Raw genomic sequence first — 26,289 nt, forward strand, 5'->3', positions numbered from 1 at the left:
TTCCCCAGTCCCGAGCCATAATAGGCTTTCCTAATCAACGCCCGTCTGCAGATGCCCAACCATCCATTCATATTCAACCTTTTGGGGCTGGACCCGAATGAGCAATCGGCATAAGCTGGTGTTCCACGGCAAGACGGGTATTCGGAAATATTTCCTGAGCCTCCTGCAGCAGGGGCTGCAGCTGCTCCTCATCCTTATAGCGTGAGCTGAAGTGCGTCAAAATGAGCTGCCCCGCATTCGCCGCCATTGCCGCTTCGGCCGCTTGCCTAGCCGTGCTATGATAATACTCGTGCGCCGTATCCGCCAGCTCATGGGTAAACGTCGCTTCATGAACGAGCACATCCGCATGCTGCGCGAGCGGCAGTACCCCTTCGCACGGGCGTGTATCTCCCAGGATCGTTACTATCTTGCCGGGCTTTGGCGTGCCGAGCACGTCTTGCGGAGCAATCGTACGACCGTCATCCAGCGTAATGGATTCGCCTCGCTTCAATCGGCCGAACAAAGGCCCTGGTTTCAAACCGTACTCCGCCATCTTCGACGGGTCAAGACTGCCGGGACGGTCCTTCTCGGTCACCCGGTAGCCGTAACTGTCGATGCGGTGCTCCAAAAAGCCGGCTTCCACTACAAAACTCTCGTCTTCGAAAATAATTCCACCCGTATGTTCAACGATAAGAAGCTCATAATTCAGTCGGGACTGGCTTAGCTCCAGCGTTGTCGCAATCATGCGTTCCGTCCCTGGAGGACCGTATACGGTAAGCGGCGTCGTGCCCCCTTGATATGCCCTGCTGGAAAGCAGGCCCGGCAACCCGAATACATGATCGCCATGCAGATGGGTGATGAATATTTTCTCCAGTTTGCTCAGTTTGAGCGGAGAGCTCAAAATCTGATGCTGCGTTCCTTCCCCGCAGTCAAACAACCACAATGCCTTGCGTTCATCGAGCAAACGAAGCCCAATAGAGGTTACATTGCGCTGCAGCGAAGGTACACCAGCGTTAGTTCCCAGGAAATATAGTTCCACTCCGGATTGCACCTCTTTCTGTTGCCAGCAAAAAGCCTCCGACGATGCGGAGGTCTTTGCATGACCATTGCTCTTTATTGTTATGCTTTATCCACGTTAAAATACTTCGCTTGCGGGTGGCTGAATACCATCGCCGAAACGGAAGCTTCGGGCTCCATCATGAAGCCTTCTGTCAGCTGTACGCCGATATCTTCGGGACGCATCAGTTTGAACAACGGCTCCTGATCTTCCAGGTCCGGACAAGCAGGATATCCGAAAGACACCCGAATCCCTTGATAGCGCGCCCCGTGGCGCTGCTTCATCGTCATTTCTTGAGGATCCGGGAAGCCCCATATATCCCTCATCATATGATGCACGCGTTCTGCGAGTCCCTCCGCCACTTCCAGCGCTACCGACTGCAGCGCATGCGAACGAAGGTAGTCCCCTTGTTCTTTCCAGGTGGTGGAGAGCTCACGCACACCGTGTCCAGCCGTCACCACAAGGAATCCGACGTAATCCATAATACCGGACTCTACCGGCTTGAGGAAGTCGGACAAGCACAGGAACGGATCGACCTTTTGCCGCGGGAACGTAAAAGTATGCAATATTTGGCTTGTATCCTTCGGATCATACACGATAATGCTGTTTCCGCTCGATTGTGCCGGGAAAAATTGATACATCGCATGGGCCTGAATAATGCCGTCGCGAATCGCGTCGTTCATGATGCCATCCACGACCGCTTTAAGATCGGTTGCTTTGGGATCACCCGCAGCGAGCAATTGCTCTACCGAACCACGAAGCCCCAAATGATGTCCGAGCAGCATCTGCATGTTGACGTAAGGCAGGATGTGCGAAATAGGGTAGTTCCGCAGCACGTGCCGTTCCAAATCAGGCGGCACAAGCACCGGGTTATCGATCGCGATGTCGGACCGTTCCACGCGAGTAAGCTCTGGCATCGACTTCACGTTGTCCGCGTTGGCTGCATCAGCCTCTTTTTCCGCGTCCATCTCCAGCTGCATCTGCGCGCGGGTTTCCGGATTCATCAGCTTGTTCGCCAGATCCAGCCCGTCCATGGCATCCTTGGCATACACGACCATGCCGTCGTACTCCGGACGGATACGCGTTTTGGTGAATTTGCGAGTCAGTGCCGCCCCGCCGACCATAATAGGAACGTCCACTCCTGCCGTGCGCAAATCCTGAGCGGTTACGATCATCTGCTGCGCTGATTTTACGAGCAGTCCGGACAAACCGATCGCATCCGCTTTTTCCTTGCGATAAGCCTCAATGATCCGTTCAGGTGGTACTTTTATACCCAAATTGATGATCTGGTAACCATTGTTGGAGAGAATGATTTCCACGAGGTTTTTTCCAATGTCATGCACGTCACCTTTAACGGTGGCGAGAATGATTTTCCCTTTGACCGATGATTCGTTTTTCTCCATGAACTGCTCCAGATGGGCAACGGATGCCTTCATGACTTCGGCGCTCTGCAGCACCTCGGCAACAATCAGCTCATTGTTGTTGAACAGCCGCCCCACTTCCTCCATGCCCGCCATCAACGGCCCGTTAATGACTTCCAGCGCGGAGTATTTGGTCAACGCTTCATTGAGGTCGGGAATAAGTCCTTCCTTACTGCCTTCGACCACATAAGAAGCAAGCCGTTCTTCCAACGAAAGGTTCGAGATTTTCTCTTTTTTCTCTACCTTTTTGTTGCGGAAAGCGGCAACGAATGCAGCCAGCGTTTCGTCGTTCGTGTTATAGAGCAGCTCTTCGGACAATCTGCGCTCTTCCTCCGGAATGGAGGCATAGCGCTCCAGCTTCTCCGTATTTACGATCGCATAATCAAGTCCCGCCTTGGTACACTCGTACAGAAACACGGAGTTCAGCACTTCGCGGCCTGCCTCCGGCAAACCAAACGAGATGTTACTGATTCCGAGAATTGTGTGACATTCCGGCATGGCTTCTTTGATCAGACGAATGCCTTCGATCGTTTCCTTGGCCGAGCCGATATATTGCTCATCCCCCGTACCGACAGGGAAAACAAGCGTATCAAAAATCAGGTCTTCCGGCTGCAGGCCGTACTTTCTTACGAGCAAATCATAGGAGCGCTTGGCCACGTCAAGCTTGTCCTCTCTGCTGATCGCCTGGCCTCGCTCATCGATCGTACCTACAACGACGGCTCCGCCGTACTTGTGCAGCAAAGGTGTGACAAGCTCGAATTTTTCTTCGCCATCCTCAAGGTTAATGGAGTTAATAATCGCTTTGCCTTGAGAATATTGCAATGCAAGATCGATGACCTTTGCATCGGTCGTATCGATCATCAGGGGGACCTTGACCTTTTTGACGACGAGCTCAAGGAACTTGATCATGTCCTCGCTTTCCTCGCGGTCAGGGTCCTGTACGCAAATGTCGACAATATGCGCCCCGTTCTTCACCTGTGCACGCGCAATTTCCGAAGCCTCTTCATACTTCCCTTCGACAATAAGGCGTTTGAATTTGCGTGATCCGAGCACGTTGGTCCGCTCTCCCACCATATATGGGCGATTGTCCTGCTCGATGTATACCGGATCAATGCCGGATAACGCCGGCGGATGTGTTCCGTTCAGTTCTCTTGGGGGGTACTTTGCCAGGGTATCGCGCATCGCCCGGATATGTGCAGGCGTCGTGCCGCAGCATCCGCCCGCGATGTTCAGCCAGCCTTGCTCGGCAAAGGCACCGATCTTCTGGGCAAGCGATTCCGGCGATTCATGATAGTTCCCATTCTCATCCGGCAAACCCGCGTTGGGATAACAGCTGACGGCGGCCGAGGCCATGCTCGAAAGCGAACGAATATGGTCACGCATGAACTCGGGTCCTGTCGCGCAGTTTAACCCCACCGAAATCGGGTTAAGGTGTTCCAGAGAGATATAGAACGATTCGATGTTTTGACCTGCCAAAGTGGTGCCCATCGGCTCAATCGTGCCCGAGATCATCAACGGCAATTTGACGCCCGTCTGTTCGAAGGCTTGTTGAATGCCGATGCTCCCTGCTTTTACGTTGAGCGTATCCTGTGAAGTTTCGAGCAGTAACGCATCAACGCCGCCCTCGATTAAAGCGACGGCCTGTTCGAAATAACTGTCAACCAGTTCCTGGAAGGTCACTCCGCCCGTAACCGACAGCGTTTTGGTCGTTGGGCCCATTGCACCCACGACGTAGCGCGGATGGTCAGGCGTAGAGTAGCGGTCGGCGGCAGCCTTCGCGATCTTTGCCGCAGCCAGATTGATTTCGCGCGCGCGATCCTGTATTTCATATTCAGCCAATACAACCGAAGTCGCACCAAACGTGTTGGTTTCTATTAAATCGGCACCGGCTTCCAAATAATCTTCGTGAATCCGCTGAATGAGATCCGGGCGTGTTAACACGAGCATCTCATTGCATCCATCCAGCTCTTCGCCGCCAAAATCTGCGCCGGTAAGTTCAACTTGCTGGATCATCGTCCCCATTGCACCGTCGAGGATTAATATTCGTTGTTTTAATGCATCGTGTAGACTAAGCTTATCCAATATGGTCACCCCCGCAAAACGTTAAATCTTAGTTTAACAGAAACTAACTTATTGTGAAAGATCGTTTTCATCAGCCGTGTGGCGGGTTTGGCATCGACCCGAACGAATTAATGAATCGACAAAATCGAAGCGTTCCGATATAATGTCTATCAAACCTAGTGGAAAAGAGGGGAAGAAAATGGCTGAAATCGTGATCCGAAAAACGAACGAACGCATCACTGGAGAAGAAAACGTTCGAAATTTCTTGAACAAATATGACGTATTATATGAAAAATGGGATGCCTCCAAATTAAGCCCTGAACTGCAAACCAACTTCAACCTGACCGACGAGCAAAAAAACCAGGTTCTGGAGACGTACGATGCCGAAATCAAAGATTTGGCTGCGCGCCGCGGATATCAAATCTGGGACGTGATCACCTTGTCTGAAGATACGCCCGACATTGAAGCGAAGCTGGCCAAATTTGAAGAAATCCATACGCACTCCGAGGACGAAATCCGCGCCATTGTTGGCGGTAAAGGCATTTTTGTCATCAAAGGAACGGAAGAAGAGGGTTACTTTAATGTAGAACTGCTGCCCGGGGACGTCATCTCCGTGCCTGAAAACATTCCGCACTTCTTTACGCTGATGGAAAACAAACAAATCATCGCTGTACGCCTCTTTATTGAAAAAGACGGCTGGATTGCAAGCCCTTATCCGGATCCATCCTTTATCAAATAAGATGATTCACAGCATGAATATGTAATATGCTAAACAAAACCCCTGTTCGCCATCGAACAGGGGTTCGTTGCATCTCTTGAGGCATTATTCACCACTATGAGTTTTATATAAAATAATGCGGGAATTTGGCTTTGACCGGCTCTTGTTCGATCATGACCAAACGAAGATGCTCTTCCATGGCCTTAACGGCCAGCTCGGTCTCCCGTGCCGTAATCAATCTATAGATCTCTTTGTGCTGGGAAACGATGACGTCCAGGTTGGAAACTTCGGACAAACGGAGCAGGCGCAAGCGATTAAAAGGAATGTTCAACTGCTGCAGCATCTTCCATGTCCGCATTTTGCCTGTCGCCTGAAACAGTATTTGGTGGAATTCTTCATCGAGCTCATACAGCCTATAAACATTATTGTTATCAAGGCATACTTCCTGCATCGCAATGTTGGTCTCCAGTCGGAACCTGAACTCTTCCTCAAGAGAAGCACAAGCAAGAGCCACGATTTCCATTTCGATCTTTTCCCTGATGAATCGCCCTTCTTCCACGTGTTCCAAATTAATGAGCGACACGACCGTCCCGCTCTGCGGAATAATATCGAGTAGTTCTTCTTCGGCGAGTTTCATAAACGCTTCCCGGACAGGGGTCCTGCTCACCTGCAATTCATCCGCAATTTCCTTTTCGGAAATCTTCGTGCCCGGCTCAAGTTCAAGATGCAATATCCGCTCTTTAATCAGATTGTATGAATATGCCCGGGTCGATCCTCTAATTTTTTGATTAAGTGACATTCCTTAACCTCTTCCTCTCAGCCGTATTCATCCATCTTAGCACAAATTGCCGCTCCACTGAAATGCTCAAGTGAAACGGCAATCCGGGCTTTGGGCATTAGGTTACTGTTGTTTGCTCTCTTTATACTTCTTGTAAGTGTCGTTGGCAAGCTTCACGTATTGGGACAATCCTTGACTTTCCAGTTCCTGTACAAAGGTATCAAACTCAGACAATTTGCGTTCGCCCAGAATAAACTTCAACGTGTTTTGGTCCGTGTAGTCTTTGAGCGGCGTGCTCAGCAGCGTAACCTGTTCACGGTCAATTTCGGAATACGGGATCGGCGGTTCTGCCGGAACCACTTCTTTGGTCTCCTTCATGTCCTGCTGGAATTTCAGTTCTTCTTCGCTGAACATGGATTGCAGCAAATCGGTCGTTCCACCATACGCGAACACCCCGCCAGAGAAACCATAATCAATGCGCAGATCTTTGGTTCCCTTTGGATTCAGTCCGTTGTAGTTGATGTCGTCTGCCAGCTTGCGAACGCCGTTTTCTTTGGTAAAGGTCTCGCCTTCAACGCCCCATTTCGCGAATTCTTGGCCTTGGTCGCTGTAGTAGAGCCAGTCAATAAACTGCATAATGGCTTTGAAATTGTCGCTATCCTTGATCTTGCTCGAGATCATGACACCGTTTTCAAGTCTGGATCCGGACATCAGCTGCCCTTTTGGACCGCCTGGAACCGTAATTTTGGCAATGGAGAAGTTCCCTTCGCCGAGCGTTTTGTTCATGTCATTGCGATGCAGCACGAGCGTTTGCGAGTTACCGTTAATGATGAAGGACTTGCCGGAAACGAATTTCTGCGTGGCCTGATCATCATCCTGCGTAAAGCTTTCTTTGTCGAGCAATCCTTCCGTAACCAGTTTGTTGAAATACTCCAGCATTTCTTTGTACTCCGGCGTCGTCGCCGTATACACGAATTCATCCTGATCTTTCTTGTACGTCAGTCCGTTGCCGAATCCCCAACCAGCTTTCGTTCCAAAACCGGTGGCAGCGATGTTCAGCGTGCTGTTGAATTTGAATCGATCCGAGAACGGAGTGGAGTCCGGATAAGTTTCTTTTAGTTTTTTGGCTGCCTGGTACAATTCATCCCAAGTGGTCGGAATCGGAATATTATTTTTTTCAAACAAGTCCGTTCTTACGATAAGCGTATAATCAGGCCATACTTCTTCATGCAGACCTGGAAGCACGTAGTATTTCCCATCTTCCTGCCGAAGGCCTTCAAGTTCATCCTCCAGTCCCCACTTTTCCACTTTATCTTTGAAATTCGGCATCAGATCAATGTAATCGCTGACCGGCAGAACCGCACCCGACGATACAAATGCCGATTCTTCGCCCGGATAAGTTTTAGGGATTACCAGAGGTGCATCCCCTGAACTGATCAGGAGGGATCTTTTTTGGGGATAGTCGCTCATCGGAACGATGGTAGGTTCCAACGTTACACCAGTCATTTCGGTGATTTTTTGGAATAACAGCCAATCCTTTTTATACGGATACGCCGGCTGATCGCTGTACAATATCGATAGGTTGAACGGCTCGGTCGCCTTGAAGGTATCCCCGACATTATACGTTTCCATGGCGCCCTTCGTTTTTACATCGGCTTCGCCGCCTCCTGCACCGCTGCTGCATGCTGCCAGCACGACGCTCATCAAAGTTGCCAAAACCATTTTGCCTACAAGCTTGCGTGGCTTCTGTTTCATCCTTTTAGTCCCCCTGCATGTGGTATAGGTTGGCCTTGCGTAAACAAGCTTATATATCGGGCTGGAGCCTATTGTTTCACGGACCCCAGCATGATACCGGTTACAAAGTAACGCTGCACAAACGGATAAATCGTCAAAATCGGCAGGATTGTCAGAACCATCGTCACTGATTTGATGTTGGCCGCAATCGAAGTAAGGTTATCCGCGGATGCTCCTGCAGAAGCTCCCCCTGTTGCTCCGGCGATCATGTTGCGAAGATAAATCGTGACCGGAAACAGTTCCTTTTTGTCCAGATAGAGAAATGCAGGGAACCAAGAGTTCCAATGGCTAACGGCATAAAACAGTACCATCGTTGCCATAACTGCTTTACTTAACGGTAAAATGATGCGGATCAAGATGCCATACGTATTCAAGCCGTCGATTGCTGCCGCTTCCTCCAGCTCTTCCGGCATATTTTCAAAGAAGGACTTCATGATCAACATGTTATAAATGCTGATTGCCCCCGGCACGACCAGTGCCCACATGGTGTTGTTGAAGCCCAGCGAATTGATCAAAACATAGTTTGGAATCAGACCACCGCTGAAAAACATCGTGAACACGGCGAACATCGTCAGGAACTTGCGGCCCATCAGACGCTTTTTGGAAAGCGCGTAGGCAAAGATCGTGGTCATGAACATGGAAATCAATGTGCCCACAATGGTGTATATCACCGTGTTTTTATAGTTGGTCCAGAACATGCTGTCCTTGGAAATCGTTTTATAGGTGTCGATATTGAATCCTCTTGGGATAATGCTCACCTTGCCGGAGTTGATATACGACTCACTGCTGAAGGATTGCGCCACGACATTCAAAAACGGGTAAAGCGTAATGAACACTACGAACAATAAAAAGATGACATTGAATACCTTGAACACTTTGTATGATTTGGATTCAAACATGATGCTCCTCCTTTACCACAAGCTTCTTTGCGTCAATCTGCGCGAGATCGCGTTCACCGAAAATACGAGAATGAGCCCGATAATCGATTCGAACAATCCGATGGCTGTCGCGTAACTAAAGTTGCTGGATTGCAGGCCGACCCGGTACAGATAGGTGGAGATCACGTCAGATGTTTCATAAGTCAGCGGATTGTACAGGAGCAATATTTTCTCGAACCCAACCGCCAGGAAGTTGCCCAGATTCAGAATCAGCAGTGTAACAATTGTGGGCAAAATGCCAGGAATGGTCACATGCAGCGTTTGTTTCCAACGATTCGCGCCATCGATTCGGGCAGCTTCATACAAGGAGTCGTCGATGGTTGTCAATGCTGCCAGATACAAAATCGCCCCCCAGCCCATTCCCTGCCAAACTTCGGAGGTAATATAGACGGTTCTGAACCATTCAGCCCGCTGCATGAAGGGAATGGTGTCTCCAGTGAAGAAGGATACCAAGCTGTTAATGGAGCCATTTACGGCTGTCAGCTGCAGGATCATACCGGCAACGATGACGATGGACAGAAAGTGCGGAAGATATGAAGCCGTTTGCACGAATTTTTTGAATCGTTTGCTTTTCACCTCGTTCAGCAGCAATGCAAAGATGATCGGTACCGGAAAGGTGAAGAGCAGCGCCAAACCGCCAAGCATCAGTGTATTTCCAAACACTTTCCAGAAGGTCGGGTCTTGAATAAACATTTGGAAATATCTGAATCCAACCCATGTTTCCCCGAAAATACTTCCCCCGGGAACAAATCGTCTAAAAGCAATGATGTTTCCAAGCATCGGACCATATTTAAAAATCAGCAAATAAATGATTGGAAGAATTAACAATGAGTACAGCTGCCAATCTTTACGGAACAGCGCTGCAGCTGTCTGTAATCTGCTTTCTTTACGCAAAGAGGTCATCGTTAATGTCGTTTTAGCAGTTTCCGTCTTCATGTGTTCTCACTCCGATCCATAAACATGAATTAAGGCATGGGTCCAATCGCTGTAAACCCACACTTTTCCTGTGACCTGACGCTTCTTGATGTATACTGAATGTTCACCCCCATAACAAAATAGATCCATCAAACCATGTAAACGGTATCATTTTTGTGTAAACTGGTATAATTGATTTCTCTAAACATCGAAATGGAAGCTTAAAAGTACAAACCGTCGCTTCCCAAATTCCAGTGGTTTCACAATAACTATAAAGCGCTTACAATGAATACAAAATGAATAGCGATTACACTCTTGCTCCCTTCACGCTATACATGGTGTACGATCATTCCTTTCACCGTTTTTGTTAGCGGGATGCTTAACGTCGTTGCATCGTTAGTTACAAGATGAATCGCTTTGTACAAGCGCATACTAGTCATACTAGTATGTTAGTTATATTCTAAATCAACCGTTCCAACATTTCAACACCTTTTTTATAAAAAAAATGTTGGCTGCTTCAAATGGATGGCAAAACAGCTGCCCCCAAATAAAGTACCAACATTCCTTCTGTACGATATGTTAATGCATAAGAACTTAAAATTCAGCAATAATACGCTTCAAATCTGCCAAATGTTTAATTTCATGATCAGGTGCATACGACTCTGGATTCTCTTTATTTTCCCGGTTAATCCATACAGCTCGAATACCCGAAGATAATGCTCCCCGAATATCCGTAGTAAGCTTATCCCCTACCATCATGCTCTCTTCAGGTTTGACGCCGAGTTGGGCTAAAGCATGTTCAAAGATGGACGGATCCGGTTTTCCCTTTCCGAAAGAACCCGAGATAATAATATGATCAAAAAATGGAGCCAATTCGGGCACGCCGTCCAATTTTTCTTGCTGCAAAGCAGGACAACCATTCGTTAAAAGCAGCAATTTGTAATTCCCTTGCAGTTCACGCAGCGTATCCATCGTTTCTTCGTAGATATGGGGTCTCGCTCGACGCTCAGCCGCAAATTGTTCAGCCAAACGCTCGGCTAATTCCTCTTGGTCTACGCCCAATTTCAACAAGCCACGTCGCCATGACTCCTTCCGATACACCGGAGCGAGCTGTTCCAACTGGCGGAATTCCGCTTGTTCTCCTCCTGTGAAATTGGCCCAAAGACCTTCAAAAGGATTGATTCCAATCATCTTGGTAAACGGAAACGTTTCGTAAGATTCGTACAAGTTACGAGCTTCATTGCGAACGGCTTCTTCAAGCTTTTTTGGATCAATGCCCGTTTCTTGGGCTGCCACGAGACATGTCTCATAAAAAGCTTCTCTTACACTGCGCTCATCCCACAACAAAGTATCATCAAGGTCGAACAAAATCGCTTTCAACGCCATCCCGGTCATCTTCCCCTTTATGCAATGGATTACTTTTTATCGATTGTTTCCACGGTGATCTGATGTGCTTTGGCAAATTTAAGAAGACGCTCTGCAAGCGCATCGGTATCGTAACGGTTAATCAGTTTCGTAAATACCCATCGTTTTCCACGGCTGTTGTGCTCAATGACCACTGTGCCTGGTTCAATACGGAATCTGACAATATCGTCCACGCCAATGGAGCGCTCGCGGTTTCCTTTGAGCGTCACGATTCGATTGCTGCTCACTTTAACGTAAGGTCGGCGCAGAAAGAAAATGAACGCCAAAAATACGTATAACAGCATCGTTACCCAGTCCCAGGTCGTCATGGAAGTTTGGGTAAGAAACGTGCTCATAAACAAATAAAGCACAGCAAGCCCCAACAAAAATACGGGAAACAGAAGACTGCGGCCTTTAAATACGTCTTCTCCCGGTGTTCCTGACACAGGTTGGCCATTTTTCTTGCGCTGTTGATTCAATTGTTTCGAATTTCTTCGAACCGTTCTCTCGAACGAACGAGCCATGAAAATCCCCCTTATATGTTCTTTTATGCAGGTCGGCACAACAACGATTAGCCAACACTTCCCCCTATATTATGGACACTCAAATATAAACAGAAGAAACCTAGATATCACAAGGATAGCTTAGGTTTCTCTAGTGTTTGAGTTTGCCCTGGCGGCCCTGATCATTCTCGTCATCAACAATTTCAATGGAATCCAGCTGCTGTCTGAAATTGTTGCGAATGTTGTTCAAATAAATTTCTCTGAGTTTGGCGCGTTCTTCAAGTTCTTCCTCTGTCAATCCAGTGGATTTATGTTTGCGAGCCAACTCATTAATGCGTCCTACCAGGCGATCTATATCCAAACTTGTCCCCTCCAAAAATACAAAGTCACATTAACTTTGACATGTTCGGGTCTGCTTGTCAAGATTGATGCATAACCAGGGTGCAAATCTTCTATATAATTATTTAAAGCGAGGTAATTCCAACACTTGTCCGACTTGAATTGAACTTGTTTGTAACTGATTTGCTTCCTTAATTGCTTCTATATATACACGCGTATCCATATTTTCCGGTTTGTGTTCCAACGAGATGCTCCACAGCGTTTCCCCTTGAGACACCGCCACCTTACCACCAGGAATCAAATTTTCCTCATCACCTGCGAACACTGTTAGCACTGCGCTGCAGCCAATAATGACGATCAATGAAACGATCGTTAATTTTAATAGCAGAGCTGCTGCCTTGTTCTGAATCAGCCGTTTCTTTAGCAATCCCATATTGGATTTGACAGCCTCTGTATTGACAGGTTCGTAAATGCTTTGATAAGTGGAATATCTCATGGTTCCTTCGCCCTCCAAACATTTGTTCCGGTTCGTTGAAATCAATATAGCACGAACACATGTTTCATACAATAGTTTTTTTAGAACAATTGTTCGCTTATTTTTTGAGCATGGCGTTACAGCGGGATACGTCCAAAATTCGATGCATCGACGACGATTCAAACCAACCCTCCACGAAAACGTTGATTTTATCGCTTTTTTTAGAACTTATGTTTGTACGAACGGTAGTTCTATGTTATAATTTTCCCAAACGTTACTAAATGGGGTTGATACGGTATGTCGAAGATATCCAGCAGGCAACAGGCTATTCTGGAGTTTATACGCAATGAAGTCCGGTTGAAGGGGTATCCTCCTTCCGTACGAGAGATTGGTGAAGCCGTCGGGTTGGCATCCAGTTCAACCGTCCACGGTCATTTGGATCGATTGGAGAAAAAAGGACTAATCAGACGCGACCCAACGAAACCTCGGGCGATTGAACTGCTCAGCCAAGAAGAGTCCGAGCATTCACATCAGTTTGCCCATAGCGTCGCTCGTGTTCCCGTTGTCGGTAAAGTAACGGCAGGGGTACCGATTACGGCAACCGAGAACATTGAAGACTACTTCCCGCTTCCAACACACTATGTCGGCGAACAGAAAGTCTTTATGTTATCCGTTGTCGGAGACAGCATGATCGATGCAGGCATCGTCAATGGAGACTATGTCATCGTTCGCCAGCAGCAAACGGCGGATAACGGCGATATCGTCGTCGCCATGACGGAAGAAGACGAAGCGACGGTAAAGACGTTTTATAAAGAAAAGGATCATATTCGTCTGCAACCGGAAAATGCCACTTTCGAGCCATTGCGTCTCAAACATGTCAGCATTTTGGGTAAGGTCATCGGTCTTTTCCGTGATATTCACTAATTTTGCGCAACATTTTACATCATGAATGACTACAACAAGAGGCTGGCCCGTTTAATGGGTCAACCTCTTTTTTTATGTCTTAGATATTGTGAATCCCCCCTCCTCCTCCGACTCCATTCCGGAAACTTCCATCTTCTTCTCATTCGATAAGAGGTTATTCGTGATTTTCGACGATTCATGATAATAAAGAAGATTGCAGAATAAAATTTTTTCTTAATTATATTCTCAGAACACATGTTCCTATGTTATCATCTAGTCAAAGTTCATGTAATGAGCACAAGTTATACCGGCTTCAAAGAAAGGAGATAAAAAATGAATCTATATAAATTCGAATTGACAGTGTATGGATTTCCACTGCGCGTCCATTTTAGCGCAACGGAAGAAAGCGGATTACGATGGTGCAAACGAACCGCTTCCGACTTCCAAAGGAATGTTGCCAATTTAGAGATAAAAGTTTCTGTACATAAAAAAGAGAAACAAAAGAATGCATGGGAATATCACGGAAAACCATATCTGTATGATCGAACTTTGCGAAAAAAACCTCTACCAGCGAACCACATAGCAGAAGATGATTAAAATGTAAAAAAGTCCATTCTGAAAAGAATGAACTTTTTTTATATTTTACTCTTTCTTCCTGTAATCGTAGATATCGTCAGGAACATTTAGTTTTACACCATTAATGGATACAATATCGTTACTTTCCCAGATGATAGACGCTTTTTCAACTTTATTTTGGAAATATATTATTTTATTTGGTTTTGAGCCATCATTGTACTGAAGTTCACATAAAATAGCTAACGAAGTTGTTGCTCCTGCATCAGAATTCATCGCTTTAATCGTAAATTTACCATCGGGTGAAACAGACTCTGATATAACTTCCCCTTTTGGAAGTCGTTCTAAGTCATAGTACCAATTCCACAAGAATACAAAAACAATAGCTACTGTTAACACAAAAAAACTACTTATCCAAAAAACTTTTCTCTTTTTACTTTTCACCGAATCCTTATTCCTCCAATCTCTACTTAAAATAAAATATACCTTAAAAAAATGAGGTATATTTCCATTCAATCATTTATTATCCGTATTAAACATACTAATTCCCCATTCAATCATAGTTGGATCTTGGGGGTCGTCAAAATATGTTTTCGACCAAGAAGGGTGTGCTGTTCCTGAATATATCTGATAAGCTCCTGCTACGGATTTTAAAATGCTCGCTGGGAATAGGTATCGACCTACATAGCCGTAATGAATATTCCCAATATCCTCACCGGTGATAATCCTACCATTAAACTTATAACGTTTACTTACTCCATACTTAAGTTTGTAATCCCATGGGCCGCCACTCTTTACCTGAGAAGCAAAGTAAAGGCCAGCTCCAGCCAAATCATTTGGATACATATACAACATTCGTAAGCCGTTACCTCTCATTTGCTCCTTAAAAATATTCGTAATTTCTTGAATACTTCCCTCATCAGGATCTGCATGAGGAGTTATTACGCTACTGCTTTCATACATTTGTATATAATTCAAAATAACTGTTGCTTCATCTAAAATTTTATTTATATCGAGGCCCTCAACATTACCATTAATTAATGCTTGTTCTACTTGGTTATGTTTACGTTGAACATCTTTAAACAATTTATCTGTAAAACGTTCAGAAACTGTTATATTTTGTTCTTTCGCCTGCAAGTTTTGAGAAGCAGATGCAGAATAAGGCGTGAGAAGAATTGATGCTGCGACTGTTCCAATAATTAAACTGGTGATTTTCTTTTTCATCATGACTTGCACAATTTGAGCAAACATCAGCTCCATTGTTATTTCCACATAACTTCCGGCAACATAACCTTAATCATTAAGTAATAGTATATAAGTCTTCAATGGTAACTTCATGAATATAGCTTCTTCTTTCTCCAATGAATATTCAAATCAATAAATGCTCCTTTAAATCTACCTCACTGAAGCTGGCGAATAGTCTCATCTTTGGGCAAACGTATGATTCGTGACAAATCGTTGGATGTGTAGTAATCATCCACTTTAAACTCCAGCAGAATTCCTTACACTCATCTCACACTTTTGGTATTGGCCTTTCACTCAGCAAGAAAGGGTGTCCTTACGATAACGCGGTGGCTGAAGCCACCTACAAGGTCATGAAAACGGAACTTATCTACTATATAAAACGCAATTAAGATCATAACCTAACAAGCAGACGATCAATCGTTTCCATCGGATACTGATTAATTCTCTTCATAAATTGACTCACACGGAGCCCGATTTTATAGAATTTGGTCAAAGAAAACGTTGTTTACTTCGTCCGCTTTGAGCCACAACCATAACCTTTCAACTGGATTTAAGTGTGGGCTGTAAGAGAGCAAAAACACTAACTGCATACGCAGATGTTTCTTCAAGAAAGGCTGTAACTCCGTAGCGTGATGAATCCGGCTATTGTCCAAGATCAAGGCGATTTTTGAAGATGACTTGAGCCTCCTCGTCGGCATTAGCAAGAGTATAGGTGGCTTTAGTAAAGCTGAAGTTCATCCGTTTAAGCATGGCCCTACTTGCACGCACACTCATGCTGACGTCAAATTCCCGCTTTATCCATTCAGCCACAAGCGGAAGAGTCCAAGTATATCTGACTTCGAAACCTACATCAACAGGCTGGTGCTGTTCGAGCATCGGCTAACTGACGACGTTGTTCCTCTGTAAGTTTGGTGGGTTGTCCGTCCATCCTCAGACCTGATAAACCTTGTGTTTGGTATGTTTGCCAATACACACTAATCTTTTGTCGCGCATGACTTAACAGGTCACCAATCTCACCAAACGTATGTCCTTCGAGACGAAGCCGAACGCCAAAATCCGTTCGTAGAGACGTTTATCGATGTTTCTCTCATCGCTTCCGTGATTTAAAACCTGGTTTTGTGCAGGAATGATGGTAGTCCGATGCCTAAATCTAGTCTCTTTAATGCTTCAAATAGAATTTTGAGAAAGGCTAGTTTGAGTGAGGATTTAACGACCCATTCCTTGAGGCATACCTATGCCGTGATCATGCTTGAAGCTGGGGCTGATATAAAATTTGTACAAGAGCAGCTTGGGCATGGCAGTGTGCAGATTACATCCGATGTATATTCTCATATTTCTAAAAAGCTAGAAAAGCGGAACATTGATAAGTATGAAAAGTACACTTCCCGTATTTTTGGATCAGAAAATCAAAAACCGGGGAACTTTTGGGGGACGCAACCTCAACAGAAGTGCAATTCCCCCAAAACGTCCCCCGGTTCATTCCTTCAAGACCCCGTGATTACAAGGTTTTAACCAATTAGTAAAGCGTGATATATTGATCGCGTTCCCATTGGTGAACTTGCGTGCGATTTATGTCCCGAGCTTTCATTGCATGTCATTCATAATATAAAATCAGTTTAAGACAAGCTTTATCAGTTAACGACTTTTCAAAACTAATCACATTCAATCAGACTTTTGTGGGCATTTTGTGGGCGCCCTTTTTTTATTCTATTATTGAAGAAACTCGAATTACATATTTTTTATATGGTAAAACTTCAGCAAAAATACTCCTCATTAAATATAACATTCTTTGGAGATTGCTGTTGCAATCTATAAATGGAATAGTAAGAAGGACAAATATGTAGTTTCCAGTGATTTATTACTCTAAAATTAATGACTCTATCGAGATTATGTCAGTAGAGTCTTGTTTGTTCAATTGGGTTAATGCGGCATCAAAGTAGTCTTCACCTGTTTGTTAACACTCAATATGTATTCACATTTCCACATCCAAACATTTTTATAGAAAAATATAACTAGGTCTGATAGACTATATCCTGTTGTTAATTATTACTATATCAGGAGGAAGAAGATTCAAAAAGCCTATTCATAAAAAATGGTGGTTTTGGCTTATTGTTGTGTTCATAGCTGCAGGCATCTTTGGCAACAAGGATGAGGAGAAAACAGACAAAGAAGAAGTTGTAGCAACCGAAGCATCCGCTCCTGCTGAATCCAAGCCAGAAACTGTTGTCGCTGAGAAACCCGCCGCTAAGACCGAGGATGTAAAGACAGTAAAAGAAGATGTAAAGAAACAAGAGGACAAAAAAGAGGAAATACCAGGCACCCTCGGAATGACTCCAGATGAATTTCGTAAATCATTTAACAAACGTGCCGATGAACTTGATAACCCTAAACTTAAAATCGGCAAGAAGCTTGAGATTGAAGAAGGTCCAGTACAAAATGTATTTCAGTATATGACTACAGATTACATAGGCATTACTGGTTCAGTAAACAAATCAGATGGATCGTTACGAGATGTAATGATGATTGGACAAGGAAACGGCACCCTCTCTTCTGGAGCAGATATTATTTTAAGTATTGGTTTGGTGGTTTTGGCAACCAACCCTGACTTGCCTACATCAGCCGTAGGGGACATCATGAAAGATTTGGGAGTCATTGATGAAGGTGTAGATTGGACAACAATTGACGAATCCACAGAGGTGAATAACGTTCGTTACACTCTTAGAGGTTCTGATGTTCTTGGAATCATGTTTAGCGCTAGTGATGTAAATGATAACTAATTATTATGGAGGACCACTATGAAAAGGATCTTGGCTTTACTATGTACTTTAGCTATGTTTGGATTCGTATATACCCCATCAAGCGTTGATGCTGCTGACGTAAATCCAAAGAAACTACTAGAAAAGAAATACCCTAGAGAACGTGTTACTGTCAGTAAGTCCATTGATCTGAACGGTGATAACAAGAAAGAACATCTATTGATTACCGACTCAGGCAACTTTTATTTCATTAACTCAAAGGGTATTATAGTACTTATAGATACAAACTACTACAACGATGAAGATCCTACCTTCCATATTCTTTATGTGTCGTCAAAAGAGAAGCATGTTGCCGTAACGTTAGATTACTTACCCTCTAACACTCAACTATTTGTGTTCCAGTACAAGGATGGAACACTTAAAAAGAAACTGTCTATTATTGGTGACGTAAATATTCAAATTTCTAAAACCGGTGAAATTACACAAGTCTGGAAAGACTACTATCCTGAAGGAGGATGGGACGCTGCTGTTGCCATCTATAAATGGAATAGCAAGAAGGATAAATATGTAGGTTCAGGAGAATTACCACGTTAAAAGAAGCTCAATTGGGTCATGACCTAGTTGAGCTTCTTTTCTTATATCTATTCATGCCATATTCCTTTAATTTTAATTTCACCAATCCACTCTTCAATCACCATCTGCTCAACTGAATCAAGTGAATCTTTCTCAAGATACTCTGAAGAATTAAATCTAAAGAAATTACATACCTTATCTCCAATTTTTAAATCTGCTTCTTCTATCAGGTATCTGCCCTTATCAAGGCTTATCTTCAATCCTGTTTTTTCCAGCTCCTTTTACAGTTGCCTCATGTAATATTTTATAAGCTCTCTAATTTTATTTTTCGGGTGCTTTGACCATAATTGCCAAACAGGAATAATATCTTCGCAGATGTCTTCTAAACTAAATTGAATATTTCTATATCCGACAAAAGGGCATATCCTTGTGGCAATCGTCATTTTTAAATTTTGCTCAAGTACCTCCCTTCCATACTCACTGTTGAGATTAACTTCTGGATCTATAGGTATTATTAAAAGTAAGGGATCTGATGTTATATGATGTTCTTCAATGCCTCTGGTATCATCTTCATAAGAATTCTGCTGTTCATGTAAAACTGAATACAACAATTTCGACTTACGTTGTTCTCCAATCGAACCCATATATTCAAATATCTCTTTATCATTTAAAGATAGACATCCAAATGGTTGTTTGACATCAAGCTGGCAAAATCGATGTGATTCATTTAGGAAACATATTAAGCACCGTCTTGTTGCGAAAATGCTATAAACTTTTTCCAGTGTTGTACCGCAATAAAGTGTATACCCCCTTTATAAAGGATACTCTCACTTTGAAAAAATCATTATTTAAAACAGTGGTCACTCTCGGTATTGGCATGATGATCGGATCAGCAACCCTTGCTGCAGCCGCTCCCTCTACGGTTAATGCCATATTGACCAAATTTTCATTCGCTGTTGATGGCAAGGAACAAAATTTGCAATCTGACACGCTGGTTTATAACGGCAAAACATACTTACCTATTCGTGAAGTTGCCCAAATGACTGGTTACAAATTAATTTATGACAAAGAGCAAAAGAAAATTGAGTTCGAAACTATAGGGGAATCGTTTTTGAACAACAATTCATCCACTCCACCTAGCACTACAAGCCAACCACAAACCAAGATTTACAATGTAGGCGATGTTGTCAAAACACCTTATTTTGACATTAAAGTTACAGGTGTTAGATATGATAGTAGTTTCAATGACTCACCTGCAGGAGAAGGTGCTACATACGCGATTGTTGAATTCGATGTGTTAGTTAAAAAAGAACCAACACCATTTCCAAAATGGGCTTCCATCAATTTTATTGATATCTATACTTTGGATACTGGAGTCGAGTATATGGGCGGAACAATCGCTTCGGGAAATATTACTGTAAACGAGTGGTCAAGTGTATCTGTTGGTAAGTTGGTGAAGCCGGGCGTGAAAGTTTCTGATGTAAAAATTTCTGATCCTATACTACAAGGTGGAAACTACTAAACTGTGAAATTCTAATAATCCCTGCCAACATCTTCTTAAGTTTAAATTTACAAATACCGAAGGAACACCCCAGTTACATACTGGGGTGTTTGTATTTTTGACAGCTCTTCCTGACCGCTCCATAGCACAACAAAAAACACGTCCGAAAACGGAATGTATTTTTGTTATTTAATCGGGGATCTATCCCCATTCCAAGTTGTTGAGATTATTCAATTAAATCATCCTTCACTACCTAATACTTGTTCAAAGTGCAACAAACCCTCGAAAAATTTCGAGGGCCGTTATCAGTTACTTAGAATAGATCCATCATAAATGTATACTGACCTGGTGCAATGAACTCCGTAGAGTCAATCACAGCATAAAGGGTTGCGCCTTCTGGAACATATAAGTTTCTAATGTACATGCCATTGTAATTTCCTTCAAGCGTCGGAGCATAGAATCTAGATGTTTCAGTACCATCCTTGTGGATCATTTCGATTCCCATTCTAAATTTTATATTATGTCCTTGTGGTTGTAGAAAAACCAATACAAATCTGCCAGGTCCGGTGTTGGTCCATTTGTACCAATCCTTATCATTGCTATCAGAAAGAAATAGACTATAACTGTTACCATAAATGTACGAAAGAGCCGTATCTCTTGTATCAGCGACTCCAACCACGGTAGGTCTAACATCAGCACCGTCCGCAAATGCTGAAGCGGAAATCGAAAACATCATAATAACAGCGAGCAATGTAGTTAGCTTCTTCTTGAGATTCATATTATTCCACCTTTACTATCTTATGGAATCGGCCGATTCAAACATATTATACCATTATCCTATCTTTTGTAAACAATAAACTATATTGTGTTTAAATCTTAAACATTGGATTTATTGCCTAATAAAAGATTTTAAAGTCACGCCATGCGGTACAAAAACCAAAAAAACATACACCTTGGTACGCCTGCTATACGATATTTCCGTTTTGGTCCATGCTACCTACATTCAGCGCTTCAGCCACTTTGTCACGACTTTGCTGCGGCACTTGTTCCAAAGTAATCAAGTTTTTATGGATCATCATTACGTATACAGCTAACAAACTCTCATCCCCTTTCATGAGTGATACGGCCCAGCGGATCAACAGTCTAGCCAGCTTATTCCGCATTTGGCATCACGCTTAACAACATGGTGACTTAAGGTATCACAAAGAATGGCAGGATCAAAACAAGGGGAATCTTGGAGAAAATACCATCAAGATTTAGATTTAGTATTATGTAGGGAAGATGGGAACTTCATGCCGAAATCATCTTTATTTAATGCTTTCTCCCAAATTTTGCAACGCAGTGATCTCCCCTCCCTCCCCATTCACTCTCTCCGACATACTTGTGCCGTCCTGTTACTTGAAGCTGAGTCAGATATGAAATTTGTCCAAGAACAACTGGGTCATGGTAGCATCCAAATTACATCCGATGTGTATGCCCACATTTCATCTAAAATTCAAACAAACAATATGGATAAGTTCGAAAAGTTCACCAAAGGAATTTTTAAAGAGTAAAAGTTTGTGGGCATTTTGTGGGCACCTCCCTCCAACTCCACTCATAAATCCTTTTACCCACAAAAAAGAAAAACCCCTCACGCCATATGGCGCAAGGGATTCCAGTTCCTAGTACAGCGTGATATATTGATCGCGTTCCCATTGGTGAACTTGCGTGCGGTACATATCCCACTCGATTTCTTTCAACTCATAGAAGTGAGCCAAAGCGTGATCGCCGAGCGCGTCGCAGATGACTTCGCTGCGGATCAGCTCATTAAGAGCTTCTTTCAGGTCAGCCGGCAAGCTTGGGATGCCTTCTTCCACACGCTCTTCTTCGGACATGATATAGATGTTGCGGTCGATTGGAGCCGGCAAAGGAAGCTCGCGTTTGATGCCGTCCAAACCTGCTTTCAACATCACAGCCAGTGCCAAGTATGGGTTCGCAGCCGGATCCGGGTTGCGCACTTCGACGCGTGTGCTGAGACCGCGGGAAGCCGGAATACGAATCATTGGACTGCGGTTACTTGCAGACCATGCTACGTAACAAGGTGCTTCGTAACCAGGTACAAGACGTTTGTAGGAGTTTACGCTAGGATTCGTGATCGCCGCGTATGCACGAGCATGCTTCAGCATTCCTGCCATGTAATGGCGAGCGGTTTTGCTAAGGCCAAGCTCATCGGACTCGTCCACGAACGCGTTCTCATTGCCTTTGAACAGGGATTGGTTACAGTGCATACCGGAACCGTTCATGCCGAACAACGGTTTTGGCATGAATGTAGCATGCAATCCGTGCTGGCGAGCAATCGTTTTAACGACCAGTTTGAACGTTTGGATTTGGTCAGCTGCTTTCAACGCATCCGCGTATTTGAAGTCGATCTCGTGCTGACCTGGAGCTACCTCGTGATGGGAAGCTTCAATTTCAAAGCCCATTTCTTCGAGCGTAATAACGATGTCACGACGGCAGTTTTCGCCAAGATCCGTTGGAGCCAGATCGAAATAACCGCCTTGGTCGTTCAATTCGTTGGTTGGGTTACCTTTTTCATCGGTCTTGAACAAGAAAAACTCTGGCTCAGGCCCGACATTCATCGCTGTAAAGCCCATTTCTTCAGCATCCTTCAGGCTGCGTTTCAGAATGCCGCGCGGATCTCCAGGGAACGGCGTTCCATCCGGCAAGTATACGTCGCAAATCATGCGAGCAACGCGGTTGTCGGCCACCCATGGGAAAATGAGCCAAGTATCGAGATCCGGATAGAGGTACATATCGGATTCCTCGATGCGCACATATCCTTCAATGGAAGAACCATCGAACATCATTTTGTTGTCCAAAGCCTTTGTCAGCTGGCTTACCGGAATTTCAACGTTTTTGATTGCACCGAGCAAGTCTGTAAACTGCAAACGAACAAACCGTACATTTTCTTCTTTTGCGATGCGGAGAATGTCTTCTTTAGTATAACTCACGATACTCTCTCCCTTTCTTCTCTGCTTATTTAGCTTGCATGTTATATTTGTACATTAGAAACCCGCATGGGTCAAGAAAAGGCTCAACCTATGACAGGAACATTTCCTATGACACGCGAGATTACGCAACATTATTTTTTGTTGAAAAATCGGGAAAGCTCTCCTTGAATAAGCGATACTTGTCCCGGTCTTTTTCCGGAAACCAGCTGTTGTTTCAACAAACGATGAAGCTGCGTATCCGATAGTTCCCTGCGTTTCACTTCCGTATCGGCCGTAATGACGGTTGCTTCCTCGGATTCCTTGGACACAGGGTTCATTACCTGTTTGATGCCCGCGATGTTTACTCCTTTTTCGATCAAAGCCTTGATTTCGAGCAAACGTTCAACGTCATTAAACGAAAACAAACGCTGATTGCCTGACGTTCTTGCCGGAACGATCAGATTATGCTGCTCATAATAACGAATCTGCCGTGCGGACAGGTCCGTCAGCTTCATAACGATGCCAATCGGGAATAAGGCCATATTTCTGCGAATTTCGTCGCCCATCACTCATCAACCTTCCAGTCATCTATTCTTCACCTTATTGTACATTTACTTGTTACAAAGTGTCAATAATGTGTTAGATAAACTCACAATAATTTACGATCTTTCATGGCTTGCATTGCCATCAAAACGCCATATTTGACATGCGAGTACGTTAATCCCCCTTGCATGTACCCGATATAAGGCTCTCGGATTGGCGCATCCGCAGACAGCTCAAGGCTTCCGCCCTGAATGAACGTACCTGCCGCCATAATGACAGGATGTTCGTATCCCGGCATGTCCCAAGGCTCGGGAACGACATGGCTATCCACCGCCGCTGCCCGCTGAATCCCTTGAACGAAGGCAATCAAATGCTCGGCGGAACTGAACTGGACCGCCTGGATCAGGTCAGTTCGTTTATCATTCCATGCAGGTTTGGTGACAAATCCGGAAGCCGCAAACATCGCTGCCGCAAAAACGCTTCCTTTAACGGCTTGTCCAACGATCGTTGGAGCCATGTAAAGTCCCTGATAGATTCCCCGCGTCGTGCCAAGCATTGCACCAACCTCGCCGCCGATACCGGGGGCCGTCAGACGATAGGCTGCAAGCTGTACATATTTTTCCTTTCCGCATATGTATCCACCGGTTTCCGCAAGACCGCCGCCAGGGTTTTTGATCAGCGATCCGGCCATCAGGTCTACGCCCACTTGGGTAGGTTCCAATGGCTCGGTAAACTCCCCGTAACAATTGTCCACGAACACGATAACATCTTCCTTGATCGCCTTCACGCGTGTGACCATGTCCGCAATTTCGTCGATACAAAAAGACGAGCGCCAATCATACCCGCGCGAACGCTGGATACCGATCACTTTGGTTTTTGACGTCACGCTATTCCGCACTGCTTCCCAATCGATCCCGCCATCGGGAAGCAGTGCCGTTTCCTTGTAATCGATGCCGAAATCCATCAGGGAACCCGTGCCATCACCAGGCTTGCCGATGACTTTATGCAAAGTGTCATAGGGTTTCCCCGTTATATATAACAATTCGTCCCCCGGGCGCAGAACGCCGAACAAGGCCGTTGCAATCGTATGCGTTCCCGAAGCGAAATGAGGGCGGACAAGCGCCGCTTCCGCTCCGAAAACGTCTGCATATACCTCGTCAAGCACTTCCCGTCCGCGATCGTTGTAGGCATAACCTGTCGATCCCGCAAAATGAAAGTCGCTCACTTTTCTCCGTTGAAATGCATCGATGACTTTCCATTGATTTTGATCGACCAAGCGATCAATCTCTTTCATTTGTTGCTCGATCTGGCGTTCAACCTGTTGTTGAAGCTCAATGATTGCTGTATCAAAACTGGACATCCTGCTTTATTCTCCTTTATTGCATGAATCTAACGTCAAATATATATTGTTATGTCAACTTACCATACAAATGTATCGCCAATGTTACGAAACGATGAAATCTTCGAGTAAATAGCCGTATTTTTCATATTCGCCCTTTTGCAGCTCCACTTGATAGATCACATCATTCTCTTCGAACGACGTATCCACCACGTCTCCGATCTTGTATAATACCGAAGTCAGATCACCGCGATCCGCCGGAATGCGGAAACGTTTGGTATCGCCTGTCAGCTCGGCCTGAATGCGCTCCCGGATTTTGAGCTGGTCAACTTCATCGTATGCACTGATCTTCATATGTTCCTTGTCCTGCGGCAGCATTTCAAGCTGTTCAGGAGTACATGCATCCTTTTTATTAAACAGGACCAGCTGCGGCTTGTCGCCGGAACCCAGCTCCTGCAAAATGGCATTTACCGTTCTCATCTGATCCTCGCGCATCTCGGAAGATGCATCCACGACGTGCAAAATCAGGTCTGCTTCATTCACTTCCTCCAGTGTAGCCCGGAATGCAGCAATCAGATCATGGGGCAGGTTCTGAATGAAACCAACCGTATCGGTAAGCACGATTTCTTTGCCGCTGGGCAATTCCATCGTACGGGATGTAGGATCCAGCGTAGCGAACAACTGGTTCTCAATATATACATCGGCTTCTGTAAGCTGTTTCAACAGTGTCGATTTGCCTGCATTCGTGTATCCGACGAGTGCCACTTGAACTATCCCCGTTTTTTTGCGGCGCTCGCGATGAAGTTTGCGATGTCGCGTTACTTCCTCCAAATGCCGCTTCAGATCATCGATCCTTCCGCGAATGTGGCGGCGATCCGTCTCAAGCTTGCTCTCCCCCGGTCCGCGGGTACCAATCCCGCCTCCCAGTCTGGACAAGTTTTTGCCGTGTCCGGATAACCGTGGCAACAAATAGCTCAATTGGGCCAGCTCTACCTGGATGATCCCTTCCCTCGTATTGGCGCGTTGCGCGAAAATGTCCAGAATCAACTGGGTACGGTCGATAATTTTTAGGTCGAGCGCTTCTTCCAAGTTACGAACCTGAGCCCCGGACAACTCCTGATCGAAAATCGCCGTCGTTGCGCCAAGTTCTTCCGCCACTGCACGCAGCTCATCCACCTTGCCTTTACCGATGAACCATTTCGTATCCCGCGTTTCCCGGTTCTGGGTCAGGACGCTCAAAACCTCAACGCCTGCTGTTTCGGCAAGCTTGACCAGCTCTTCGAGCGAATATTCCGGATTAATACCCGATCGTTTGACCTCATCCGTAATCAGGCTGACCAATATGGCACGATCTTTTTGTACTTGATTGGTATCATGTGTGACATTTGCCATCGTATCATTCCCTCCTTCTGCATGGTACGATCGTCAACCTCCAACGTCTTGCCATGCATGCCAAGCCGGACCGGATGGGCCCGGCCGGCTTATCCAAAGATATTCATTATCGC

The 26,289-nt window shown here is 45.0% G+C and carries 28 protein-coding genes and 1 pseudogene; 8 read left to right on the top strand and 21 right to left on the bottom strand.

What is annotated here, in order from left to right; all coding sequences use genetic code 11:
• Positions 1-73 precede the first annotated feature (73 nt).
• Together rnz and metH are read right to left on the bottom strand one after the other, a co-directional pair.
• Positions 74-1,018, bottom strand: a complete 945-nt coding sequence (rnz, locus tag SNR34_RS18975; protein WP_486179937.1) for a ribonuclease Z — start codon at positions 1,016-1,018, stop codon at positions 74-76.
• Positions 1,019-1,098: 80 nt separating this feature from the next.
• The gene (metH, locus tag SNR34_RS18980) at positions 1,099-4,539 is read right to left on the bottom strand and encodes a methionine synthase (RefSeq protein WP_236412195.1); all 3,441 of its coding nucleotides are present in this window, start codon (positions 4,537-4,539) and stop codon (positions 1,099-1,101) included.
• Between the two features lie 178 nt (positions 4,540-4,717).
• On the opposite strand from metH, the gene SNR34_RS18985 reads away from it, so the two are divergent.
• Entirely contained in the window at positions 4,718-5,257 is a 540-nt protein-coding gene (locus SNR34_RS18985; protein ID WP_236412194.1) for a cupin domain-containing protein, read from the top strand.
• A gap of 103 nt (positions 5,258-5,360) precedes the next feature.
• Here the strand turns inward: SNR34_RS18985 and SNR34_RS18990 are convergent, their stop codons facing one another.
• The 8 genes from SNR34_RS18990 to SNR34_RS19025 form a co-directional block, all read right to left on the bottom strand.
• Positions 5,361-6,035 carry a GntR family transcriptional regulator gene (locus SNR34_RS18990; protein ID WP_236412193.1) on the bottom strand — a complete coding sequence of 225 codons (675 nt, stop codon included), beginning with the start codon at positions 6,033-6,035 and terminating at the stop codon, positions 5,361-5,363.
• A 102-nt stretch (positions 6,036-6,137) separates the two neighbouring features.
• Positions 6,138-7,769: an ABC transporter substrate-binding protein gene (locus SNR34_RS18995; RefSeq protein WP_486179938.1), complete on the bottom strand. Its 1,632-nt coding sequence runs from the start codon at positions 7,767-7,769 to the stop codon at positions 6,138-6,140.
• Between the two features lie 68 nt (positions 7,770-7,837).
• Positions 7,838-8,707, bottom strand: a complete 870-nt coding sequence (locus SNR34_RS19000) for a carbohydrate ABC transporter permease (protein WP_236412191.1) — start codon at positions 8,705-8,707, stop codon at positions 7,838-7,840.
• A 12-nt stretch (positions 8,708-8,719) separates the two neighbouring features.
• Complete coding sequence (locus SNR34_RS19005) at positions 8,720-9,649, bottom strand: ABC transporter permease (protein WP_438286790.1); 930 nt, start codon at positions 9,647-9,649, stop codon at positions 8,720-8,722.
• Positions 9,650-10,255: 606 nt separating this feature from the next.
• A complete protein-coding gene (locus SNR34_RS19010) occupies positions 10,256-11,047 on the bottom strand; it encodes an HAD family hydrolase (RefSeq protein ID WP_486179939.1) in 792 nt (263 codons plus the stop codon).
• A gap of 29 nt (positions 11,048-11,076) precedes the next feature.
• Positions 11,077-11,589, bottom strand: a complete 513-nt coding sequence (locus SNR34_RS19015) for a hypothetical protein (protein WP_236412187.1) — start codon at positions 11,587-11,589, stop codon at positions 11,077-11,079.
• 130 nt (positions 11,590-11,719) lie between these two features.
• Positions 11,720-11,929, bottom strand: a complete 210-nt coding sequence (locus SNR34_RS19020) for a DUF896 domain-containing protein (RefSeq protein WP_339272930.1) — start codon at positions 11,927-11,929, stop codon at positions 11,720-11,722.
• A gap of 99 nt (positions 11,930-12,028) precedes the next feature.
• Positions 12,029-12,403, bottom strand: coding sequence for a LysM peptidoglycan-binding domain-containing protein (locus SNR34_RS19025; RefSeq protein ID WP_236412183.1), 375 nt, complete (start codon positions 12,401-12,403; stop codon positions 12,029-12,031).
• Positions 12,404-12,679: 276 nt separating this feature from the next.
• Between SNR34_RS19025 and lexA the strand changes: the two genes are divergently transcribed.
• Entirely contained in the window at positions 12,680-13,306 is a 627-nt protein-coding gene (gene lexA, locus SNR34_RS19030) for a transcriptional repressor LexA (protein ID WP_236412171.1), read from the top strand.
• 312 nt (positions 13,307-13,618) lie between these two features.
• The gene (locus tag SNR34_RS19035) at positions 13,619-13,882 is read left to right on the top strand and encodes a hypothetical protein (protein ID WP_486179940.1); all 264 of its coding nucleotides are present in this window, start codon (positions 13,619-13,621) and stop codon (positions 13,880-13,882) included.
• Positions 13,883-13,927: 45 nt separating this feature from the next.
• Here the strand turns inward: SNR34_RS19035 and SNR34_RS19040 are convergent, their stop codons facing one another.
• From SNR34_RS19040 to SNR34_RS19055, 4 genes are all read right to left on the bottom strand, one after another.
• Positions 13,928-14,302 carry a DUF5412 family protein gene (locus tag SNR34_RS19040; protein WP_343260134.1) on the bottom strand — a complete coding sequence of 125 codons (375 nt, stop codon included), beginning with the start codon at positions 14,300-14,302 and terminating at the stop codon, positions 13,928-13,930.
• A gap of 72 nt (positions 14,303-14,374) precedes the next feature.
• Positions 14,375-15,118 carry a polymorphic toxin type 44 domain-containing protein gene (locus tag SNR34_RS19045; RefSeq protein WP_486179941.1) on the bottom strand — a complete coding sequence of 248 codons (744 nt, stop codon included), beginning with the start codon at positions 15,116-15,118 and terminating at the stop codon, positions 14,375-14,377.
• Positions 15,119-15,579: 461 nt separating this feature from the next.
• Positions 15,580-15,801, bottom strand: coding sequence for a transposase (locus tag SNR34_RS19050; protein WP_343260493.1), 222 nt, complete (start codon positions 15,799-15,801; stop codon positions 15,580-15,582).
• Positions 15,746-15,979, bottom strand: coding sequence for a helix-turn-helix domain-containing protein (locus SNR34_RS19055; protein ID WP_486179942.1), 234 nt, complete (start codon positions 15,977-15,979; stop codon positions 15,746-15,748). The genes SNR34_RS19050 and SNR34_RS19055 overlap by 56 nt, the downstream gene beginning before the upstream one ends.
• Positions 15,980-16,210: 231 nt before the next feature.
• Between SNR34_RS19055 and SNR34_RS19060 the strand changes: the two are divergent.
• From SNR34_RS19060 to SNR34_RS19070, 3 genes and pseudogenes are all read left to right on the top strand, one after another.
• Positions 16,211-16,546 (top strand): annotated as a pseudogene (locus tag SNR34_RS19060) (tyrosine-type recombinase/integrase); the annotation flags it as partial.
• A gap of 593 nt (positions 16,547-17,139) precedes the next feature.
• On the top strand, positions 17,140-17,880 hold the full coding sequence (locus SNR34_RS19065; protein ID WP_486179943.1) for a P1/P2 acidic ribosomal protein: 741 nt from the start codon (positions 17,140-17,142) through the stop codon (positions 17,878-17,880).
• 54 nt (positions 17,881-17,934) lie between these two features.
• Positions 17,935-18,453, top strand: a complete 519-nt coding sequence (locus SNR34_RS19070) for a hypothetical protein (RefSeq protein ID WP_486179944.1) — start codon at positions 17,935-17,937, stop codon at positions 18,451-18,453.
• A 47-nt stretch (positions 18,454-18,500) separates the two neighbouring features.
• Here the strand turns inward: SNR34_RS19070 and SNR34_RS19075 are convergent, their stop codons facing one another.
• The gene (locus SNR34_RS19075; RefSeq protein WP_486179945.1) at positions 18,501-18,692 is read right to left on the bottom strand and encodes a hypothetical protein; all 192 of its coding nucleotides are present in this window, start codon (positions 18,690-18,692) and stop codon (positions 18,501-18,503) included.
• Positions 18,693-18,713: 21 nt separating this feature from the next.
• Positions 18,714-19,076, bottom strand: coding sequence for a hypothetical protein (locus SNR34_RS19080; protein ID WP_486179946.1), 363 nt, complete (start codon positions 19,074-19,076; stop codon positions 18,714-18,716).
• A 188-nt stretch (positions 19,077-19,264) separates the two neighbouring features.
• On the opposite strand from SNR34_RS19080, the gene SNR34_RS19085 reads away from it, so the two are divergent.
• On the top strand, positions 19,265-19,954 hold the full coding sequence (locus SNR34_RS19085; protein WP_343260129.1) for a stalk domain-containing protein: 690 nt from the start codon (positions 19,265-19,267) through the stop codon (positions 19,952-19,954).
• A 292-nt stretch (positions 19,955-20,246) separates the two neighbouring features.
• Here SNR34_RS19085 and SNR34_RS19090 read toward each other — a convergent pair whose 3' ends face one another.
• Positions 20,247-20,711: a hypothetical protein gene (locus SNR34_RS19090; RefSeq protein WP_486179947.1), complete on the bottom strand. Its 465-nt coding sequence runs from the start codon at positions 20,709-20,711 to the stop codon at positions 20,247-20,249.
• A 430-nt stretch (positions 20,712-21,141) separates the two neighbouring features.
• On the opposite strand from SNR34_RS19090, the gene SNR34_RS19095 reads away from it, so the two are divergent.
• Positions 21,142-21,486 (top strand): tyrosine-type recombinase/integrase, encoded by a 345-nt coding sequence (locus SNR34_RS19095; RefSeq protein WP_486179948.1) that lies wholly within the window; start codon positions 21,142-21,144, stop codon positions 21,484-21,486.
• A gap of 108 nt (positions 21,487-21,594) precedes the next feature.
• Here SNR34_RS19095 and glnA read toward each other — a convergent pair whose 3' ends face one another.
• The 4 genes from glnA to hflX form a co-directional block, all read right to left on the bottom strand.
• Positions 21,595-22,923, bottom strand: a complete 1,329-nt coding sequence (glnA, locus tag SNR34_RS19100) for a type I glutamate--ammonia ligase (protein ID WP_236412161.1) — start codon at positions 22,921-22,923, stop codon at positions 21,595-21,597.
• A gap of 131 nt (positions 22,924-23,054) precedes the next feature.
• On the bottom strand, positions 23,055-23,468 hold the full coding sequence (locus SNR34_RS19105) for a MerR family transcriptional regulator (protein ID WP_236412159.1): 414 nt from the start codon (positions 23,466-23,468) through the stop codon (positions 23,055-23,057).
• A gap of 83 nt (positions 23,469-23,551) precedes the next feature.
• Positions 23,552-24,805 carry a methionine gamma-lyase family protein gene (locus SNR34_RS19110; RefSeq protein ID WP_486179949.1) on the bottom strand — a complete coding sequence of 418 codons (1,254 nt, stop codon included), beginning with the start codon at positions 24,803-24,805 and terminating at the stop codon, positions 23,552-23,554.
• 84 nt (positions 24,806-24,889) lie between these two features.
• Positions 24,890-26,176 (bottom strand): GTPase HflX, encoded by a 1,287-nt coding sequence (hflX, locus tag SNR34_RS19115; protein WP_236412154.1) that lies wholly within the window; start codon positions 26,174-26,176, stop codon positions 24,890-24,892.
• Positions 26,177-26,289 lie beyond the last annotated feature (113 nt).

The organism is Paenibacillus sp. XP01, assembly GCF_057364885.1.